At 71.6% G+C, this 20,478-nt stretch carries 16 protein-coding genes; 12 read left to right on the top strand and 4 right to left on the bottom strand.

Going from position 1 to position 20,478, the window contains the following annotated elements; translation table 11 throughout:
• Nucleotides 1-75 precede the first annotated feature (75 nt).
• From secD to AB0435_RS07810, 4 genes are all read left to right on the top strand, one after another.
• Complete coding sequence (secD, locus tag AB0435_RS07795; RefSeq protein ID WP_366002986.1) at nt 76-1,857, top strand: protein translocase subunit SecD; 1,782 nt, start codon at nt 76-78, stop codon at nt 1,855-1,857.
• A 1-nt stretch (nt 1,858) separates the two neighbouring features.
• Entirely contained in the window at nt 1,859-2,974 is a 1,116-nt protein-coding gene (secF, locus tag AB0435_RS07800; protein ID WP_366426450.1) for a protein translocase subunit SecF, read from the top strand.
• A 17-nt stretch (nt 2,975-2,991) separates the two neighbouring features.
• Nucleotides 2,992-3,537: an adenine phosphoribosyltransferase gene (locus AB0435_RS07805; protein ID WP_366003065.1), complete on the top strand. Its 546-nt coding sequence runs from the start codon at nt 2,992-2,994 to the stop codon at nt 3,535-3,537.
• A gap of 176 nt (nt 3,538-3,713) precedes the next feature.
• Nucleotides 3,714-6,272, top strand: a complete 2,559-nt coding sequence (locus AB0435_RS07810) for a RelA/SpoT family protein (RefSeq protein ID WP_366426451.1) — start codon at nt 3,714-3,716, stop codon at nt 6,270-6,272.
• A gap of 77 nt (nt 6,273-6,349) precedes the next feature.
• Here the strand turns inward: AB0435_RS07810 and AB0435_RS07815 are convergent, their stop codons facing one another.
• Nucleotides 6,350-7,579, bottom strand: coding sequence for a DUF349 domain-containing protein (locus AB0435_RS07815; RefSeq protein WP_366426452.1), 1,230 nt, complete (start codon nt 7,577-7,579; stop codon nt 6,350-6,352).
• 272 nt (nt 7,580-7,851) lie between these two features.
• Nucleotides 7,852-8,673 (bottom strand): peptidylprolyl isomerase, encoded by an 822-nt coding sequence (locus AB0435_RS07820; RefSeq protein WP_366002981.1) that lies wholly within the window; start codon nt 8,671-8,673, stop codon nt 7,852-7,854.
• A 183-nt stretch (nt 8,674-8,856) separates the two neighbouring features.
• Here AB0435_RS07820 and AB0435_RS07825 point away from each other — a divergent pair, with 183 nt between their 5' ends.
• From AB0435_RS07825 to AB0435_RS07840, 4 genes are all read left to right on the top strand, one after another.
• Nucleotides 8,857-9,579: an MBL fold metallo-hydrolase gene (locus AB0435_RS07825; protein ID WP_366002980.1), complete on the top strand. Its 723-nt coding sequence runs from the start codon at nt 8,857-8,859 to the stop codon at nt 9,577-9,579.
• A gap of 11 nt (nt 9,580-9,590) precedes the next feature.
• A complete protein-coding gene (hisS, locus tag AB0435_RS07830) occupies nt 9,591-10,853 on the top strand; it encodes a histidine--tRNA ligase (protein ID WP_366002979.1) in 1,263 nt (420 codons plus the stop codon).
• A 59-nt stretch (nt 10,854-10,912) separates the two neighbouring features.
• On the top strand, nt 10,913-11,563 hold the full coding sequence (locus tag AB0435_RS07835) for a vitamin K epoxide reductase family protein (RefSeq protein ID WP_366002978.1): 651 nt from the start codon (nt 10,913-10,915) through the stop codon (nt 11,561-11,563).
• Nucleotides 11,564-11,644: 81 nt separating this feature from the next.
• Nucleotides 11,645-13,003 (top strand): replication-associated recombination protein A, encoded by a 1,359-nt coding sequence (locus AB0435_RS07840; protein ID WP_366002977.1) that lies wholly within the window; start codon nt 11,645-11,647, stop codon nt 13,001-13,003.
• A gap of 31 nt (nt 13,004-13,034) precedes the next feature.
• Here AB0435_RS07840 and AB0435_RS07845 read toward each other — a convergent pair whose 3' ends face one another.
• Nucleotides 13,035-13,766, bottom strand: coding sequence for a DUF2470 domain-containing protein (locus AB0435_RS07845; RefSeq protein ID WP_366426453.1), 732 nt, complete (start codon nt 13,764-13,766; stop codon nt 13,035-13,037).
• A gap of 188 nt (nt 13,767-13,954) precedes the next feature.
• Between AB0435_RS07845 and rpsD the strand changes: the two genes are divergently transcribed.
• The gene (rpsD, locus tag AB0435_RS07850) at nt 13,955-14,569 is read left to right on the top strand and encodes a 30S ribosomal protein S4 (RefSeq protein ID WP_366002974.1); all 615 of its coding nucleotides are present in this window, start codon (nt 13,955-13,957) and stop codon (nt 14,567-14,569) included.
• A gap of 35 nt (nt 14,570-14,604) precedes the next feature.
• On the opposite strand, the gene AB0435_RS07855 is transcribed toward rpsD, so the two are convergent.
• Nucleotides 14,605-16,824, bottom strand: a complete 2,220-nt coding sequence (locus tag AB0435_RS07855) for an AAA family ATPase (protein ID WP_366426454.1) — start codon at nt 16,822-16,824, stop codon at nt 14,605-14,607.
• A gap of 194 nt (nt 16,825-17,018) precedes the next feature.
• Here AB0435_RS07855 and AB0435_RS07860 point away from each other — a divergent pair, with 194 nt between their 5' ends.
• Genes AB0435_RS07860 through alaS form a run of 3 tightly spaced genes read left to right on the top strand, consistent with a single transcriptional unit; the run spans nt 17,019 to nt 20,475 of the window.
• Nucleotides 17,019-17,471 carry a DUF948 domain-containing protein gene (locus AB0435_RS07860; protein ID WP_366426455.1) on the top strand — a complete coding sequence of 151 codons (453 nt, stop codon included), beginning with the start codon at nt 17,019-17,021 and terminating at the stop codon, nt 17,469-17,471.
• 8 nt (nt 17,472-17,479) lie between these two features.
• Nucleotides 17,480-17,806 carry a DUF6167 family protein gene (locus AB0435_RS07865; protein ID WP_361522377.1) on the top strand — a complete coding sequence of 109 codons (327 nt, stop codon included), beginning with the start codon at nt 17,480-17,482 and terminating at the stop codon, nt 17,804-17,806.
• Entirely contained in the window at nt 17,806-20,475 is a 2,670-nt protein-coding gene (gene alaS / locus AB0435_RS07870) for an alanine--tRNA ligase (RefSeq protein WP_366002970.1), read from the top strand. Before AB0435_RS07865 ends, alaS begins: the two co-directional genes overlap by 1 nt.
• Nucleotides 20,476-20,478 lie beyond the last annotated feature (3 nt).

Here is a 20,478-nt window from a genome sequence, read left to right on the forward strand (position 1 = left end):
GCAGGTCCCCACAACACTTCGTGGCCGTCCGGGAAACCTCCGACGCCGGACGGTTGGACAGGGAGAAACGACAAGGTGGCAGCACCGAAGAAGGGCCGCAGGTCCCCGGGCGGCCAGGGCAGGCCGGGCCGTGTCCTGGCCCTGATCCTGATCGCCATGGTGGCGCTCACCGGGGGAATGTTCGCCTCCGGGCGCACCACCCCGCGGCTGGGTATCGACCTCGCTGGTGGCACCAGCTTCACGCTGAAGGCCAAGAACGAACCCGGCAAGCCCAATGCGATCAACGACACCAACATGAACACGGCCGTCGGCATCATCGAGCGGCGTGTCAACGGCCTCGGTGTCACCGAGGCCGAGGTTCAGACGCAGGGCCGCGACCACATCGTCGTGAACATCCCCAAGGGGACGAACGCCGAGCAGGCCCGGCAGCAGGTCGGCACGACCGCCAAGCTGGGCTTTAGGCCCGTGCTGAGCGTGGCCCCCGGTGCCAAGACCCCCGAGCCCAACTCCAGCCCCTCCGCCGGGGGCAAGGATAAGGCCGGTGACAAGAGCAAGGACGACAAGAACAAGCCGTCCGGCTCCCCGTCCGCCAGCACCGCTCCGCAGGGCCGCGCCGTCACCGACGCCCTGAAGGCCGACGCCGCCACCACCCCGAGCGCCTCCGCCTCCGCGGGCACGGACGACAAGGGTGCGAAGAAGGACGACAAGTCCAAGCAGGACAACAACCCCTCGCCGCCCCCCGCCGACGTCGCCGCGCTCCAGAAGAAGCTCGACGCGCTGGACTGCTCCACCAAGGAAGGCCGCTCCAACGCGAGCGAGGCCGCCGCGCGCTCCGCGGCGACCGACATGATCGCCGCGTGCAAGAAGGACGGCTCCGCCAAGGAGATCCTCGGCCCGGTGTCCGTGGAGGGCACCGGCGTCAGCAGCGCCTCGGCCGTCTTCGACAGCCAGCAGGGCCGCGGCTGGCTCGTCCAGCTGAAGTTCACCTCCGGCGGCTCCAAGAAGTTCGCCGACGTGACCGGCCAGCTGGCCTCCAAGCAGTCCCCGCAGAACCAGTTCGCGATCGTCCTGGACGGCGAGGTCGTCTCCGACCCCTCCGTCTCCAGCTCGATCAACGGCGGCCAGGCGGAGATCTCCGGCGGCTTCACCCAGCAGAGCGCCCAGGACCTGGCCAACGTGCTGTCCTACGGTGCCCTGCCGCTGTCCTTCAGCGTCGAGACCGAGACGACCGTCACCGCGGCGCTCGGCGGCGAGCAGCTGCGCGCCGGTCTCATCGCCGGTGCCATCGGCCTCGCCCTGGTGATCATCTACCTGGTGGCGTACTACCGCGGCCTCGCGCTCGTCGCCCTCGCCAGCCTCCTGTGCTCCGCGATCCTCACCTACGTGATCATGGTGCTGCTGGGACAGGCCATCGGCTTCGCGCTGAACCTGCCGGCCGTCTGCGGTGCCATCGTCGCGATCGGTATCACCGCCGACTCCTTCATCGTCTACTTCGAACGCATCCGTGACGAGATCCGGGAGGGCCGTTCGCTGCGCCCGGCCGTCGAGCGGGGCTGGCCGCGTGCCCGCCGCACGATCCTGGTCTCCGACTTCGTGTCCTTCCTCGCCGCCGCGGTGCTCTTCATCGTCACCGTCGGCAAGGTCCAGGGCTTCGCGTTCACCCTCGGTCTGACCACGCTCCTCGACGTCGTCGTGGTCTTCCTCTTCACCAAGCCGCTCATGACGCTCCTCGCGCGCCGCAAGTTCTTCGCCAGCGGCCATCCGTGGTCCGGGCTCGACCCCAAGCGGCTCGGCGCCAAGCCGCCGCTGCGGGCGTCCCGCCGCCCCTCCGCCCCCGTCGACCCCAAGGAGGCGTGAGATGTCGAAACTCGGCAACCTCGGCGCCCGGCTCTACCGCGGTGAGGTCGGCTACGACTTCGTCGGCAAGCGGAAGATCTGGTACGGCATCTCGATCCTCATCACGATCACGGCCATCGTCGGCCTGGCCGTGCGCGGCCTGAACATGGGCATCGAGTTCTCCGGCGGCGCGGTCTTCACCACGCCCAGCACCTCCGTCTCGGCCGAGCAGGCCCAGCGGACGGCGCAGGACGCCTCCGGCCACCCGGCCATCGTCCAGAAGCTCGGCAACAAGACGCTGCGCGTCCAGGTCAGCGAGCTGTCCACCGACCAGTCGCGGACGACCCAGGCGGCGCTGGCCAAGAAGCTCGACGTCCCGCTGAACAAGATCAACGCCGATATCGTCGGCCCCAGCTGGGGTGACCAGATCGCCAACAAGGCCTGGACGGGCCTGGCGGTCTTCATGATCCTCGTGGTGATCTACCTCGCGATCGCCTTCGAGTGGCGGATGGCCGTCGCCGCCCTCATCGCCCTGATCCACGACCTCACCATCACCGTCGGGGTGTACGCCCTGGTGGGCTTCGAGGTCACCCCGGGCACGGTGATCGGTCTGCTGACCATCCTCGGTTACTCCCTCTACGACACCGTCGTCGTCTTCGACGGTCTGAAGGAGAGCTCGAAGGACATCACCAAGCAGACCCGCTGGACCTACAGCGAGATCGCCAACCGCAGCCTCAACGGCACCCTGGTGCGCTCCATCAACACCACCGTCGTGGCGCTGCTGCCGGTCGCCGGCCTGCTCTTCATCGGCGGCGGCTTCCTGGGCGCGGGCATGCTCAACGACATCTCCCTCGCCCTCTTCGTCGGCCTCGCGGCCGGCGCGTACTCCTCGATCTTCATCGCCACCCCGCTGGTCGCCGATCTCAAGGAGCGCGACCCGCAGATGCGGGCCCTGGCCAAGCGGGTGGCGGCCAAGCGCGCCGCCGCGACGGCCAAGGCCGAGTCGGGCGAGGGCGAGCCGCAGGACGCCGTGACCGGCGACGAGGAGCCCGAGGACCCCGCTCCGGCCGGAATCGTCCGCCAGGCCACGCCCCGCAACCGCGGCGGCCGCGGCCGTCCCTCGGGGAAGCGCCGATGAGCGCCGTGGAGGTCGGCATGACCGACGAGAAGCTGCGTGAGGCGCTGCTGGCGCACATCCACGACGTGCCGGACTACCCGAAGCCGGGCGTGATGTTCAAGGACATCACCCCGCTGCTCGCGGACGCCGAGGCGTTCGGCCTGCTCACCGACACCTTCGCCGGGCTCTGCGAACGCCTGGGCGCGACCAAGGTCGTCGGCCTGGAGGCCCGCGGGTTCATCCTGGGCGCCCCGGCCGCCGTCCGCGCCGGCGTCGGCTTCATCCCCGTACGCAAGGCCGGCAAGCTCCCCGGAGCCTGCCTCGCGCAGTCGTACGAGCTGGAGTACGGCACGGCCGAGATCGAGATGCACGCCGACGCGGTGGGTCCGGGCGACCGGGTGCTCGTCATCGACGACGTGCTGGCCACCGGCGGCACGGCGGAGGCGGCGCTCCAGCTGATCCGCCGGGCCGGTGCCGAGGTCGCGGGCGTCGCCGTGCTGATGGAGCTCGGCTTCCTCGACGGCCGGCAGCGGCTGGCCGAGGGCCTCGGCGGCGCGCCGCTGGAGGCGCTGATCACGCTCTGACCTGTACGGGACAGCGGCGTCGCGCACGACGACGCGGGGCGGGCACCGGGAAGATCCGGTGCCCGCCCCGCGTTTTCGCCTGTCACCGACCCGGGCGCGCGGCGGTCACGCCGCCCGGCTCGATACCATGGCAGTCCGGACCTGAACGGGGGGCCGGACCCGCATGAGGAGTGCTCTTGCCAGACGAGGCCCAGCCGCTCACCGCCGCACAGCCGGACAAGCCGTCTCCCGAGGCCGCGGCGGCCACGGGCACGCCCCAGGGCCGCCCCGACAGCGCGCCTGAGCCCGAGGGCCGCACGGCTCCCGCGGCGCCCAAGGCCCCCAAGCCTTCCGAGGTCATGCCGGGCGCGCAGCCCGCCGACGGTGCGGGCAAGGCGGCCGTCGTGCCCGCGGGTGCCTCACCCGTCCGGCCCACCGCCCCGCAGGGACCCGCCCCGCGCTCCGGCTCCTCCAGCCGCGTACGGGCCCGCCTCGCCCGCCTGGGCGTCCAGCGCTCCAGCCCGTACAACCCGGTGCTCGAACCGCTGCTGCGCGTCGTGCGCGGCAACGACCCCAAGGCCGACACCGCGACGCTGCGGCAGATCGAGCGGGCCTATCAGGTCGCCGAGCGCTGGCACCGTGGGCAGAAGCGCAAGAGCGGCGACCCGTACATCACGCACCCCCTCGCGGTGACCACGATCCTCGCCGAACTGGGCATGGACCCGGCCACGCTGATGGCGGGCCTGCTGCACGACACCGTCGAGGACACCGAGTACGGCCTGGACACCCTGCGCCGTGACTTCGGCGATCAGGTCGCCCTGCTGGTCGACGGCGTCACCAAGCTCGACCGGGTCAAGTTCGGCGAGGCCGCGCAGGCCGAGACCGTGCGCAAGATGGTCGTCGCCATGGCCAAGGACCCGCGCGTCCTGGTCATCAAGCTCGCCGACCGCCTGCACAACATGCGCACCATGCGCTATCTCAAGCGGGAGAAGCAGGAGAAGAAGGCCCGCGAGACGCTGGAGATCTACGCCCCGCTGGCGCACCGGCTGGGCATGAACACCATCAAGTGGGAGCTGGAGGACCTCGCCTTCGCGATCCTCTACCCCAAGATGTACGACGAGATCGTCCGCCTCGTCGCCGAGCGCGCCCCCAAGCGGGACGAATACCTGGCGATCGTCACCGACGAGGTCCAGGCCGACCTGCGCGCCGCCCGGATCAAGGCCACCGTCACCGGCCGCCCGAAGCACTACTACAGCGTCTACCAGAAGATGATCGTGCGGGGCCGCGACTTCGCCGAGATCTACGACCTGGTGGGCATCCGCGTCCTCGTCGACACCGTCCGCGACTGCTACGCGGCGCTCGGCACCGTCCACGCCCGGTGGAACCCGGTCCCGGGGCGGTTCAAGGACTACATCGCGATGCCGAAGTTCAACATGTACCAGTCGCTGCACACGACGGTCATAGGTCCCAGCGGCAAGCCCGTAGAGCTGCAGATCCGCACCTTCGACATGCACCGGCGCGCGGAGTACGGCATCGCCGCGCACTGGAAGTACAAGCAGGAAGCCGTCGCCGGGGCCTCCAAGGTCCGCACCGACGTGCCGAAGAACGCCGGGAAGAACCAGGACACCGTCAATGACATGGCCTGGCTGCGGCAGTTGCTGGACTGGCAGAAGGAGACCGAGGACCCGGGGGAGTTCCTGGAGTCCCTGCGCTTCGACCTCTCGCGCAATGAGGTCTTCGTCTTCACGCCCAAGGGCGATGTCATAGCGCTCCCGGCCGGGGCCACCCCGGTCGACTTCGCCTACGCCGTGCACACCGAGGTCGGCCACCGCACCATAGGCGCCCGGGTCAACGGCCGGCTCGTCCCCCTCGAATCGACCCTGGACAACGGCGACCTGGTCGAGGTCTTCACCTCCAAGGCCCCCGGCGCCGCCCCGTCCCGCGACTGGCTCGGCTTCGTCAAGTCACCGCGCGCCCGCAACAAGATCCGCGCCTGGTTCTCCAAGGAGCGCCGCGACGAGGCCATCGAGCAGGGCAAGGACGCCATCGCGCGCGCCATGCGCAAGCAGAACCTGCCGATCCAGCGGATCCTCACCGGCGACTCGCTGGTCACCCTCGCGCACGAGATGCGCTACCCCGACATCTCCTCCCTCTACGCCGCCATCGGCGAGGGCCACGTCGCCGCGCAGGGCGTCGTGCAGAAGCTGGTCCAGGCCCTGGGCGGGGAGGACGCGGCCACCGAGGACATCGAGGAGTCCGCGCCCATCCGCGGCCGCTCCAAGCGGCGTTCCAGCGCGGACCCGGGCGTGGTCGTCAAGGGCGTCGACGACGTGTGGGTGAAGCTGGCCCGCTGTTGTACGCCGGTGCCGGGCGACCCGATCATCGGTTTCGTCACCCGTGGCAACGGCATCTCGGTGCACCGCGCGGACTGCGTCAACGTCGACTCGCTCTCGCAGCAGCCCGAGCGGATCCTCGAGGTCGAGTGGGCGCCCACCCAGTCGTCGGTCTTCCTCGTCGCCATCCAGGTCGAGGCGCTGGACCGGTCCCGGCTGCTGTCGGACGTCACCCGCGTCCTGTCCGACCAGCACGTCAACATCCTCTCGGCCGCCGTGCAGACCTCCCGCGACCGGGTGGCGACCTCGCGCTTCACCTTCGAGATGGGCGACCCCAAGCACCTCGGTCACGTCCTCAAGGCGGTGCGGGGCGTGGAGGGTGTCTACGACGTCTACCGCGTGACGTCCGCCCGCAGGCCGTAGCCGGGTCGCAGCGCATGAGTAAGGGGCTCCGGCCATAGCCGGAGCCCCTTACTTCACGCGTCAGGCGTTCGGCCCGTTCAGCCGCCGAACTCCTCCAGGCCCTTCAGGGCCTGGTCCAGCAGCGCCTTGCGGCCCTCCAGCTCCTTGGTGAGCTTGTCGGCCTTGGCGTCGTTGCCCGCGGCACGCGCCTTGTCCGCCTGCTCCTGGAGCTTGTCGACCGCGGCCTGCAGCTGCCCGGTCAGACCGGCCGCACGCGCCCGGGCCTCCGGGTTGGTGCGCCGCCACTCGCTCTCCTCGGCCTCCTGGAGCGCGCGCTCGACGGTGTGCATCCGGCCCTCGATCTTCGGCCGGGCGTCCCGCGGCACATGGCCCACGGCCTCCCAGCGCTCGTTGATCGAACGGAACGCCGCCCGCGCCGCCTTGAGGTCCGTCACCGGGAGCAGCTTCTCGGCCTCGGTGACCAGCTCCTCCTTGCGGGTGAGGTTGACCTGCTGCTCGGCGTCGCGCTCGGCGAACACCTCGCCGCGCGCCTGGAAGAAGACGTCCTGCGCGCCCCGGAAGCGGGCCCACAGCTCGTCCTCCGCCTCGCGCTGGGCGCGGCCCGCGGCCTTCCAGTCGGCCATCAGGTCGCGGTAACGCGCGGCCGTCGGGCCCCAGTCGGTGGACCCGGAGAGCGACTCGGCCTCGGCGACCAGCTTCTCCTTGGCCTTGCGGGCCTCCTCGCGCTGGGCGTCCAGCGACGCGAAGTGCGCCTTGCGCCGCTTGGAGAACGCCGAGCGGGCGTGCGAGAAGCGGTGCCACAGCTCGTCGTCCGCTTTGCGGTCCAGCCGCGGCAGGCCCTTCCAGGTGTCGACCAGGGCGCGCAGCCGCTCGCCGGCCGACCGCCACTGCTCGCTCGCGGCCAGCTCCTCGGCCTCGGCGACCAGCGCCTCCTTGGCCGTACGGGCCTCGTCGGACTGCTTCGCCTTCGCGGCCTTGCGCTCCTCGCGGCGCGTCTCGACCGTGGCCACGAGCTTGTCGAGCCGGACGCGCAGCGCGTCCAGATCGCCGACCGCGTGGTGCTCGTCTACCTGCGTCCGCAGGTGGTCGATCGCGGTCGTCGCGTCCTTGGCCGACAGGTCGGTGGTCCTGACCCGGCGCTCGAGGAGGCCGATCTCGACGACCAGGCCCTCGTACTTGCGCTCGAAGTAGGCGAGTGCCTCGTCGGGGGAACCCGCCTGCCACGAGCCGACGACCTGCTCGCCGTCGGCGGTACGCACGTACACAGTCCCCGTCTCATCGACGCGGCCCCATGGGTCGCTGCTCACAGCGCCTCCTCCACATGATGCCGGGGCCGGTGCGCGGCCCCTCGGGCATCGTCCACAGTTGTTCCGGCAGGGCCGCGCCCTGACCGGTCCGACGGCTTGATCGATTGGGTGCGGGCAGCCGTCGGATCAGGCACCCTACACAACGCCAACATAGGCGACCGGTGGCCCGGCTGTCCGTATCCCGCGCGACCGAAATTTCGCCGTACGGAGCGGGGATCGGGCCCCGTGGCACGGCGGGAGGCGCGGCGGACGGCGGAAGACCCGGGCGGGCCTCAGGACTTGGTCACCGTCGCCTTGTCGATGACGACGGTCGCGTTGGGCGCACCGTCGGGGGCACCGCCCTGCACACCGGCGCCGGCGATCTTCTTGAGCACCTTCATGCCCTCGGCGCCGATGGTGCCGACAGGGGTGTACTTCGGGTCCAGCTTGCTGTCCTGGTAGACCAGGAAGAACTGGCTGCCACCGGAGTCCGGCTGGCCGGTGTTGGCCATCGCGACCGTGCCGGCCGGATAGATGCCGTCCTTGATCCGGGGATCCTTGAGGTTCTCGTCCGGGATCGTGTAGCCCGAACCGCCCGTGCCGTTGCCCTTGGGGTCGCCGCACTGGAGGACGTAGATGCCGGCGTTGGTGAGCCGGTGGCACGGGCTGTGGTCGTAGAACCCCTCGCCGGCCAGGAAGTTGAACGAGTTCACCGTGTGCGGCGCCTTCTCGGCGTCCAGTTTGATGTCGACGGTGCCGCAGGTCGTCTTCAGATCCATCGCGTACGAGGCCGACTTGTCGACGGCCATCGCGGGCTCGGACTTCCACGACTTGGTGGAGGGGGAGCCGGGGGCCGCCTTGGCGCACGGGTCCGGGCCCTTGCTCGGCGGCGTGGAGCTGTCCGGTGCCGCCGCGTCCGTCGTGTCCTTCTTGCTGTCGCCGGACAGCGCGCCCGTGGCATAGGCGGTCGCGCCCGCCGCGAGCACCACCGCGAGACCCGCGGCGATCACCGCGTTGCGGCGGCGCGCCTTGCGCCGGGCCGCCTCGCGGCGCTCCTGCTGCCGCTGGAACTTCTCCCGGGCGAGCTGCCGCCGCCGCTGCTCGTTACTGACCACCGGGTCGTCTCCTCGTGCCGTCTGGTCCATGGCGGACCGGGGTTGCGGGGTGTGCCCGTACCGTATACGGGTTCGCTGTGACCGGAGTGCCGCCGGTAGGCTCTGTACCGGCCGAGGTTTCCCACCGGGGAGCCCCCGCCGGTCCACTGCTGGAATTCTGCTGGTCGATCATTAAGGACGAATGTGCTTATTGCCGGGTTCCCCGCCGGGGCCTGGGGCACCAATTGCTATCTGGTCGCCCCGGCCGCAGGCGAGGAGTGCGTGATCGTCGACCCGGGCCACCAGGCGGCCCCGGGCATCGAGGAAGCGCTCAGGAAGCATCGGCTCAAGCCCGTCGCCGTCGTCCTCACACATGGGCACATCGACCATGTCGCCTCGGTCGTCCCGGTGTGCGGCGCGCACGACGTCCCCGCCTGGATCCACCCCGCGGACCGCTACATGATGAGCGACCCGGAGAAGGGCCTCGGCCGCTCCATCGGGCAGCGCCTCATGGGCGAGCTGACCGTGGGCGAGCCGGACGACGTCAAGGAGCTCACCGACGGCGCCCGGCTGGACCTCGCCGGGCTGGAGTTCTCCGTCGCGCACGCGCCCGGCCATACCAAGGGGTCGGTGACCTTCCGGCTGCCCGAGACCGCCGACGTGCCGTCGGTGTTCTTCGCGGGCGACCTGTTGTTCGCCGGCTCCGTCGGACGCACCGATCTGCCCGGCGGCGACCACGCCGAGATACTCCGGTCGCTGGCACGCGTGTGCCTGCCCCTGGACGACTCGACCGTGGTGCTGTCCGGCCACGGCCCCCAGACCAGCATCGGCCGCGAGCGCGCCACCAACCCGTACCTGCGGGATCTGGCAGAAGCGCGCCACGGCCTCGGAGACGGCGCCACCGCCCCTCCGCGACGAGGAATGTGACGATTTTTCCCGTGAGTACGTTCAAGGCCCCCAAGGGCACCTACGACCTGACCCCGCCCGACTCCGCGGTCTACCTCGCGGTGCGCGAGGCCATCGCGGCGCCGCTCAAGCGCTCCGGCTACGGCTACATCGAGACCCCCGGCTTCGAGCAGGTCGAGCTGTTCTCCCGCGGTGTGGGCGAGTCCACCGACATCGTGACCAAGGAGATGTACACCCTCACCACGCGCGGCGGCGACCAGCTCGCGCTGCGCCCCGAGGGCACCGCCTCCGTGCTGCGCGCGGCCCTGGAGGCCAACCTCCACAAGACCGGCAACCTCCCGGTCAAGCTCTGGTACTCCGGCTCGTACTACCGCTACGAGCGCCCGCAGGCCGGCCGCTACCGCCACTTCTCGCAGGTCGGCGCGGAGGCCATCGGCGCGGAGGACCCGGCGCTCGACGCCGAGCTGATCATCCTGGCCGTCGACGCCTACAAGTCGCTGGGACTCACGAACTTCCGCCTGCTGCTCAACTCCCTCGGTGACAAGGAGTGCCGTCCGGCCTACCGCGACGCGCTCCAGTCCTTCCTGCGCGGCCTCGACCTCGACGAGGACACCCGCCGCCGCATCGAGATCAACCCGCTGCGCGTCCTCGACGACAAGCGCGAGGCCGTGCAGAAGCAGCTCGTCGGCGCCCCGATGCTCCGTGACCACCTCTGCGAGGCGTGCAAGGAGTACCACGAGCAGGTGCGCGAGCTGCTGACCGCGGCGGGCGTGGCCTTCGAGGACGACGAGAAGCTGGTCCGCGGCCTGGACTACTACACCCGCACCACCTTCGAGTTCGTCCACGACGGCCTCGGCTCGCAGTCCGCGGTGGGCGGCGGCGGCCGCTACGACGGCCTGTCCGAGATGATCGGCGGACCGGCGCTGCCGTCGGTCGGCTGGGCGCTCGGTGTCGACCGCACGGTGCTGGCGCTCAAGGCCGAGGGCATCGAGCTCGACCTGCCCGCCGCGACGCAGGTCTTCGCCGTCCCGCTGGGCGACGAGGCCCGCCGGGTGCTCTTCGGCCTCGTGACCGAGCTGCGCCGGGCCGGTGTCGCCACCGACTTCGCCTTCGGCGGCAAGGGCCTGAAGAACGCCATGAAATCGGCCAACCGCTCGGGCGCCCGCTTCGCGCTCGTGGCCGGTGAACGGGACCTCGCCGAAGGCGTGGTGCAGCTCAAGGACCTCGAGTCCGGCGAGCAGACACCTGTCGCATTCGACACCGTGGTGGGCGAACTCCTCTCCCGGCAAGGCTGATTGCCCGGCGGCTCGTGCAGAATGGGCCGCAAGGACCGACAGATGGGATCAAGGGCGCTATGACCACTTCGGCACTCGACCGCTCCGACCTCGACGGTGACGAGCGGGACGGCCCGGCCACGGGGCCCGTGGGCGGCGGCCGGGCGTTCGCCCTGATGCTGGTCGTCACCGGTGCCATGGGGCTGCTCGCGGCCTGGGTCATCACCCTGGACAAGTTCAAGCTGCTCGAGGACCCGAACTTCGTCCCGGGGTGCAGCCTCAACCCCATCGTCTCCTGCGGCAACATCATGCAGAGCAAGCAGGCGGCGGCCTTCGGGTTCCCCAACCCGATGCTCGGTCTGGTCTGCTACGGCATCATCATCGCGATCGGCCTGGCGCTGCTCTCCGGCGCCCGCTTCCCGCGGTGGTACTGGCTCGGCATGCAGGCCGGCTGCCTCTTCGGCGTCGGCTTCGTGAGCTGGCTGCAGTACGAGTCGCTGTACGTGATCGGCTCGCTGTGCCTGTGGTGCTGCCTCGCCTGGGTCGCCACGATCGTGATGTTCTGGTACGTGACCGTGCAGAACGTCCGCAGCGGCTTCATCCCCGCGCCGCGGGCGCTGCGCGGCGTGCTGGTGGAGTTCCACTGGGTGATCCCGGTGCTGCACATCGGCATCATCGGCATGCTGATCCTCACCAAGTGGTGGGACTTCTGGACCGGCGGCACCGCCTGACCGGCCCGTGAGCGCTCACAAAGCCGCTGGACCTGTACGGGTCCGGCGGCTTTGTCAGTGGCGTGGCATAGGGTTTTCGGCGTGGAACCCGACCTCTTCACCGCAGCCGCCGAGGACCGCCAGGAGAAAGACCCGGCGAGCAGTCCGCTGGCCGTCCGCATGCGCCCGCGGACCCTCGACGAAGTCGTCGGCCAGGGCCACCTCCTCAAGCAGGGGTCACCGCTGCGCAGGCTGGTGGGGGAGGGGAGCGGCGGCCCGGCCGGGCCGTCCTCGGTGATCCTCTGGGGCCCGCCCGGCATCGGCAAGACGACCCTGGCCTACGTCGTCAGCCAGGCCACCAACAAGCGCTTCGTGGAGCTGTCCGCGATCACCGCCGGGGTCAAGGAGGTGCGGGCCGTCATCGACGGCGCCCGCCGCGCCTCGGGCGGTTACGGCAAGGAGACCGTCCTCTTCCTGGACGAGATCCACCGCTTCAGCAAGGCCCAGCAGGACTCCCTGCTGCCCGCCGTCGAGAACCGCTGGGTCACCCTGATCGCGGCCACCACGGAGAACCCGTACTTCTCGATCATCTCCCCCCTGCTGTCCCGGTCCCTGCTGCTGACCCTCCAGGCCCTCACCGACGACGACCTGCGCGGCCTGCTGCGCCGCGCGCTCACCGACGAGCGCGGCCTCGGCGGCGCGGTGACGCTGCCGGAGGACGCGGAGGGGCACCTGCTGAGGATCGCCGGGGGCGACGCGCGCCGGGCGCTGACGGCCCTGGAGGCGGGCGCGGGCTCGGCCATCGCCAAGGGCGAGGCCGAGATCACCCTGGAGACGCTGGAGGAGGCCGTCGACCGCGCGGCCGTGCGCTACGACCGCGCCGGCGACCAGCACTACGACGTGGCCAGCGCCCTCATCAAGTCCATCCGCGGCTCCGACGTGGACGCCACCCTGCACTATCTGGCCCGGATGATCGAGGCCGGGGAGGATCCGCGGTTCATCGCCCGGCGGCTGATGATCTCCGCGAGCGAGGACGTCGGCATGGCCGACCCCACCGCGCTCCAGACGGCGGTCGCCGGTGCGCAGGCCGTCGCGCTGATCGGCTTCCCGGAGGCCCGGATCGTGCTCGGCCAGGTGGCCGTGGCGCTCGCCCTGGCCCCGAAGTCCAACGCGGCGTATCTCGCGATCGACGCGGCCCTCGCGGACGTCCGGGCGGGCCTCGCCGGGCCCGTGCCCCCGCACCTGCGCGACGGGCACTACAAGGGCGCCGAGAAGCTCGGCCACGCGCAGGGCTATCTCTACCCCCACGACCTGCCCGGCGGCATCGCCGCCCAGCAGTACGCGCCGGACGCGGTCCACGGCAAGCGCTACTACGAACCGACGCGCTACGGGGCGGAGGCGCGCTACGCGGACGTGGTGGAGCGGGTGCGCAAGCGGTTGCGGGGCGAGTCGGAGGGCTGAGCCCCGGCCCACCCCCGCGGGCCGGGCCGGCTCAGTCCTCCGCGGCGTCGAAGAGCGCGTGCATCGCCTGCCGCAGACCGGCGATGTCCCGCACCGGCCGGGGGAATTCGAAGCGCACGTCGAAGGACCGGTCGGCCGCGGTGCCGTCGCCGTGCGCGGTGGTGAACCGCACGCGCAGCCCGAAGCGGTCGAGCGAGAGCGGCACGGCCCGGTCGCGGGCGCAGCGCGGCCGGCGTTCGCCGAGCAGCGAGCTGAGGGCGCGCACCTGGTCGCCGTGCGAGGCGTGCAGGTGCTGGAGCAGCTCCGCCTCGTGCTCGATCAGGGGATCGGGCTCGGCGCGGGCGAAGTCGTCCGCCTCGACGCTCTCCGCGCCCCACAGGTCGTCGACGCTGCTCTCGCCGACTTCCAGCCGCAGCATGATCCGGCCGGGCTCGGTCACCCCGGGCACCGAGGTCAGCCAGCCGGAGAGCCAGGCGCGGCCGCGGATCCGGTTGGGCACGGAGACCGGTGCGACGTCGGTGAGCTCCAGCACGGCGGCCAGCTCGTCGTCCTGGGCGTGCGTGGCGGCGCGTACGGCCGGGGAGTCCGCGGGGAAGACCAGGAACACCTCGCCGTCCGGCCCCACGCTGCGGGCCTCGGGCGCGAGCAGTTCGGCGGGCAGCGCGGCGCTCGCAGCGGCCCCGCCGGTCAGCCCGGGAATGAGCAGTACCGCGGAGCATGTACTCTGTACGAGAGTTCGTGTGCGCTCGGCTGCTGACGGCATCCGCGCGATTTCAAGTCCGCTGGGACGCGGCTGACCACGATCTGATCGGACCTCCGTCGCGTCGACGCCATCAGTTGCGTCGGCCTCTTTCGTGCTGTCCGTGATGTGACTGGTGTTCCCCGGACGAGACATGCGATCTCCTTGAGTAAGGTGAGCCTAACCTAACCTACAACGGAGGTCTGGAGAACGTGCCTAACCAGTCGCGTCCCAAGGTCAAGAAGTCTCGTGCGCTCGGCATCGCGCTGACGCCGAAGGCCGTCAAGTACTTCGAGGCCCGCCCCTACCCGCCGGGCGAGCACGGCCGTGGCCGCAAGCAGAACTCGGACTACAAGGTCCGTCTGCTCGAGAAGCAGCGTCTGCGCGCCCAGTACGACATCAGCGAGCGCCAGATGGCCCGCGCCTACGACCGCGCCAAGAAGGCCGAGGGCAAGACGGGCGAGGCGCTGGTCGTCGAGCTCGAGCGCCGCCTCGACGCGCTGGTCCTGCGTTCGGGCATCGCCCGCACCATCTACCAGGCCCGCCAGATGGTCGTCCACGGCCACATCCAGGTCAACGGTGGCAAGGTCGACAAGCCGTCGTTCCGCGTCCGTCCCGACGACGTCGTGACGGTCCGCGAGCGCAGCCGCGCCAAGCACCCCTTCCAGGTCGCGATGGCCGGTGGCTACGACACCGAGGGCGAGACCCCGCGCTACCTCCAGGTCAACCTGGCCGCGCTGGCCTTCCGCCTGGACCGTGAGCCGAACCGCAAGGAGATCCCCGTGATCTGCGACGAGCAGCTCGTCGTCGAGTACTACGCCCGCTGATCCAGCGGTAGTAGCGGCTCTTCCGAGCTCCTCGCTCAGCCCGTCGTCTCCCCGGCCCCCGTGGCCGGTGAGACGGCGGGCTCGCGCGTTTCCGGCGGGCGTACGGGTCCCCGGGCCACCGGCACCGCCGGAGGCCGCTCCGGCCCGTGGCCCGTCCGGGCCACCACCGCGTCCAGGTCCAGCCGGGCCCCCTCGCGCACGCACTCCTCGTACCGGCGCGTGCCCAGCAGCTCCCGGAGCCGGCGCTCGCACAGCGCGTGCGGCGCGTTGAAGTGCCGCGAACCGGACAGCGGCAGCCCCACCGACCGCCGCAGCCGTCCGGCCGCCCCCTGGAGCACCGCCGCCTCCTCGGCGCCCCCGGCCTCCTCCAGCGTCACCAGCGCCAGCAGCTCCACCGCGAGCACCGCGCCCCCCAGGTCGTGGAAGGCGTGGCCGGCGGCCAGGCACTCCTGGAGCAGCGGCCGGGCCCGTACGGCGTCCCCGCCGCTCCACGCCGCGAGGCCCAGGACGTACAGCGCGGACGCCAGCGCCCGGCGCTCGCCGTGGGCCGCGCAGACCTCCCGGACCTCCGTGCACAGCGCCACCGCGCCCGCCGGATCACCCCGGAAGGCGACGGCCGTCGCCAGCTCCGCCTGGGCCGCGAGGACATCGCTGTTCAGCTCGCCGACCTCCTCGTAGCGCGCCAGCGCCGACCGCAGCAGCTCCTCGGCGCGCGGCAGGTCGTCCGAGACCAGGGCCAGCAGGCCGGCCCGGTGCTCGGCGTAGGCCAGAGCCCGGGTGTGGCCGCCGCGCACGGCCGTCTCACGGCACTCCGCCAGCGCCCCCACCGCGCGGGCCGGATCGCCCTGGAGCACCGCCACGTGACCCAGCACCCACAGGGCCTTCAGCCGGGTCTCCTCGTTGTCCGCCTCGGCCTCCAGCGCGCGGTCCAGCCAGTAGCGCCCCTCCGCGAGACGTCCGCAGCCGGTCCAGTGGAACCACAGCGTGCCCGCCAGGTACTGGCCGATGTGGGCCTCGCCCTTCTCCTCCAGGCTGTAGTCCAGGGCCAGCCGCAGATTCGGCAGCTCCGCCCCGATCCGGGCCGCCACCTCCGCCTGCCGGGGGCTGAACCAGTCCAGCTCGCACCAGGTGACCAGGCCCATGTACCAGTCACGGTGCCTGCGGCGCATCCGCTCGCCGTCCGCCAGCGCGTCCAGCCAGCCCGCCCCGTACAGCCGCACCGGGTCCAGCAGGCGGTAGCGCGGCCCCAGCGGGGTGTCCTCCCGCACCACCACGGACCGCGCCACCAGCTCGGCCAGCACGTCGAGCAGGGTCTCGGCGGGCAGCTCGGGACCCGAGCAGACGTATTCCGCCGCCTCCAGGTCGAAGAGGCCCGCGAAGACCGTCAGCCGCGCCCACAGCAGCCGTTCGGCGGGCGTGCACAGCTCGTGGCTCCAGCCGATGGCCGTACGCAGCGTCTGGTGGCGGGGCAGCGCGCCCGGCGCACCCCCGGCCAGCAGCCGGAACCGGTCGTCCAGCCGCTCCAGCACCTGCGCCACCGACAGCGCGCCCAGCCGCGCCGCCGCGAGCTCCAGGGCCAGCGGGATGCCGTCGAGTCTGCGGCACAGCTCGTCCGCGGTGGCGCGCTCCGCCTCCCCGGCGCCGGCCCACGCGCTCCCGGCGCGGTCCTCGAAGAGCTCGGCGGACTCCGGGCCGGACAGCGGCGACAGCGGGAAGACCTGCTCGCCCGCGACCCCCAGCGGCCGCCGGGACACCGCCAGCACCCGCAGCCCCGGCGCCCCTCGCAGCAGCGCCCGGACCAGGGCCGCACACCCCTCCGTCACCTGCTCGCACCCGTCCAGGACCAGCAGCATCCGCCGCTCGGCGACCTGCTCCAGCAGCCACGCGCGCGGCGGCCGGTCCGTGTGATCGGTCAGCCCCAGGGCCTCGGCGACCGTGTGGTCCAGCAGGGCCGGGTCGGCGAGCGAGGAGAGCTCGGCCAGCCACGCCCCGTCGCAGAAGCGATCCTGCAAAGCGGTCGCGAGCCGGAGCGCGACACGGGTCTTGCCCACGCCGCCGACCCCGGTCACCGTCACCAGCCGGGCCCGCTCCACCTGCGCGGCGAGCGCGTCCAGTTCGCGACCGCGGCCGATGAAGCGCGTGGGCCCGTCGGGCAGATTGCCCGGCGGCCCCGGCCGGTGACAGCCCTGCGCGGCGACGCCGCGGGTGCGGGGGGAGGGGGTGCCGGGGAGCGGTGAGCCGGAGAGTGGGGGCATGGCACACAGAGCGTACTGGGGAGTGTGCGCACCGTAAACTCCGGCAGGTGGGCGGGGCGGGCGCGGTGACAATCCGGTACGGGCGCGGAGGCCCGGCGCGATAAGGTCGTACAGGACGTCAAGAGGCGTCCGAAGACGTCCGAAGACAGCAAGCGGCGGGCCGGACGACGACGGCCAGCAGGGAGCGGTGCAGCGTGTCCGGTGGAGAGGTGGCCGGGATCCTCGTGGCCGTCTTCTGGGCGATCCTCGTGTCGTTCATGGCCCTGGTCCTGGTGCGGCTCGCGCAGACGCTCAAGGCCGCCACCAAGCTGGTGGCCGACGTCAGCGAGCAGGCCGTGCCGCTGCTCGCCGACGCCTCCGCGACCGTGCGCTCCGCCAACACCCAGCTCGCCCGCGTCGACTCGATCGCCGCGGACGTCCAGGAGGTCACGGCGAACGCCTCCGCGCTCTCCTCGACCGTCTCCTCCGCCTTCGGCGGGCCCCTGGTCAAGGTCGCGGCGTTCGGCTACGGCGTGCGGCGCGCGATCGGCCGCAAGGCCGCGCCCGCGGAGCCGGCGCCGCGGCACTCCGTCTTCGCCGGCCGGACCGTCGACCGCAAACTGCCGTCCGCCCGGCGCGGCAGCCGCCGTACCCGTGGGAAGGGTTGACCCCAGGAATGTTCCGCCGCACCTTCTGGTTCACGACCGGTGTAGCCGCCGGTGTCTGGGCCACGACCAAGGTCAACCGCAAGCTGGCCCAGCTCACCCCGGAGAGTCTGGCTCTCCAGGCGGCGGACCGCGCGGTCGTCGCGGGCCGCCGGGTCAAGCTCTTCGCCCTCGACGTCCGCGACGGCATGGCGCACCGCGAGGCGGCGCTCAAGGACGCGCTCGGCCTCACCGCCGTACCCGACCCCGAGCGCCGGGAGCTCCCCGAGCAGCGCCGGCTGGTCGCACTCGAACAGCAGCACACCTACCACTCGTTCACCCGGAAAGAGGACCACTGATGGAGTCGGCTGAAATCCGCCGCCGCTGGCTGCGCTTCTTCGAGGAGCGCGGGCACACCGTCGTTCCCTCGGCGTCGCTGATCGCGGACGACCCGACCCTGTTGCTGGTCCCCGCGGGCATGGTCCCCTTCAAGCCGTACTTCCTCGGCGAGGTCAAGCCGCCCTTCCCGCGCGCCACCAGCGTGCAGAAGTGCGTCCGCACGCCGGACATCGAAGAGGTCGGCAAGACCACCCGCCACGGCACGTTCTTCCAGATGTGCGGCAACTTCTCCTTCGGCGACTACTTCAAGGAAGGCGCCATCAAGCTCGCCTGGGAGCTGCTCACCAGCTCCGTGGCGGACGGCGGCTTCGGCCTGGAGCCCGAGAAGCTCTGGATCACGGTCTACCTCGAAGACGACGAGGCCGAGCGCATCTGGCACGAGGTCGTCGGCGTGCCCAAGGAGCGCATCCAGCGCCTGGGCAAGAAGGACAACTACTGGTCCATGGGCGTCCCGGGCCCCTGCGGCCCGTGCTCCGAGATCAACTACGACCGCGGCCCCGAGTTCGGCGTCGAGGGCGGCCCGGCCGTCAACGACGAGCGGTACGTGGAGATCTGGAACCTGGTCTTCATGCAGTACGAGCGCGGTGCCGGCGACGGCAAGGAGGACTTCCCGATCCTCGGGGACCTGCCCTCCAAGAACATCGACACCGGCCTCGGCCTCGAGCGTCTCGCCATGATCCTGCAGGGCGTGCAGAACATGTACGAGACCGACACCCTGCGCGTCGTCATGGACAAGGCCACCGAGCTGACCGGCGTCCGCTACGGCGACAAGCACGAGTCGGACGTCTCGCTGCGCGTGGTCGCCGACCACGTGCGCACCTCCACCATGCTCATCGGAGACGGCGTCACCCCCGGCAACGAGGGCCGCGGTTACGTGCTGCGCCGCATCATGCGCCGCGCCATCCGCAACATGCGCCTGATGGGTGCCACCGGTCCGGTCGTCAAGGACCTGATCGACGTCGTGATCGACACGATGGGGCAGCAGTACCCGGAGCTCGTCACCGACCGCAAGCGCATCGAGACCGTCGCCCTCGCCGAGGAGGCCGCCTTCCTCAAGGCCCTCAAGGGCGGCACCAACATCCTCGACACCGCCGTGACCGAGACCAAGGCCGCCGGCGGCAAGGTCCTCGCCGGCGAGAAGGCGTTCCTGCTCCACGACACCTGGGGCTTCCCGATCGACCTCACCCTGGAGATGGCCGTCGAGCAGGGCCTGACGGTGGATCAGGACGGCTTCCGCCGCCTGATGAAGGAGCAGCGCGAGCGGGCCAAGGCCGACGCCAAGGCCAAGAAGACCGGTCACGCCGACCTGTCCGCCTACCGCGAGGTGGCCGACACCACCGGCGAGAGCGACTTCACGGGCTACACCCTCACCGAGAACGAGTCGACCGTCGTCGGCCTGCTCGTCGACGGCGTGCCCTCGCCCGCCGCCACCGAGGGCGACGAGGTCGAGGTCGTCCTCGACCGCACACCCTTCTACGCCGAGGGCGGCGGCCAGCTCGCCGACCAGGGCCGCATCCGGCTCGACAACGGCGCCGTCATCGAGATCCGCGACGTGCAGAAGCCCGTCCCGGGCGTCCACGTCCACAAGGGCGTCGTCCAGGTCGGCGAGGTCACCGTGGGCGCCTCCGCCCACGCCGCCATCGACGTGACGCGCCGCCGGGCCATCGCCCGTGCCCACAGCGCCACCCACCTCACCCACCAGGCGCTGCGCGACGCCCTGGGCCCGACGGCCGCCCAGGCCGGCTCGGAGAACTCGCCCGGCCGCTTCCGCTTCGACTTCGGCTCCCCGGCCGCCGTGCCCGGCAGCGTCCTCACGGACGTCGAGCAGCGGATCAACGAGGTCCTCTCCCGGGAACTCGACGTCCAGGCCGAGGTCATGAGCATCGACGACGCCAAGAAGCAGGGCGCCATCGCGGAGTTCGGCGAGAAGTACGGCGAACGGGTGCGCGTCGTGACCATCGGCGACTTCTCCAAGGAGCTGTGCGGCGGTACGCACGTCGCCAACACCGCCCAGCTGGGCCTGGTGAAGCTGCTCGGCGAGTCCTCGATCGGCTCCGGCGTGCGCCGCGTCGAGGCCCTGGTCGGCGCGGACGCCTACAACTTCCTCGCCAAGGAGCACACGGTCGTCGCCCAGCTCCAGGAGCTGGTCAAGGGCCGTCCGGAGGAGCTGCCGGAGAAGATCTCCGGGATGCTCGCCAAGCTCAAGGACGCCGAGAAGGAGATCGAGCGCTTCCGCGCCGAGAAGGTGCTCCAGGCCGCCGCCGGTCTCGCCGCGGGCGCCAAGGACGTCCACGGTGTGGCGCTGGCCATCGGCCGGGTGCCGGACGGCACCGGCGCCGACGACCTGCGCAAGCTCGTCCTCGACGTCCGCGGCCGGATCCAGGGCGGCCGGGCCGCCGTCGTGGCGCTGTTCACCGTCGTCAACGGCCGCCCGCTGACCGTCATCGCCACCAACGAGGCCGCCCGCGAGCGCGGTCTCAAGGCCGGTGACCTGGTGCGCACGGCCGCCAAGACCCTCGGTGGCGGTGGCGGCGGCAAGCCGGACGTCGCCCAGGGCGGCGGTCAGAACCCGGACGCCGTCGACGAGGCCGTCGCCGCCGTCGAGCGCCTCGTCGCCGAAGCGGCCTGACCG

The organism is Streptomyces sp. NPDC051173, from assembly GCF_040689515.1.
Classification (GTDB): Bacteria; Actinomycetota; Actinomycetes; order Streptomycetales; family Streptomycetaceae; genus Streptomyces.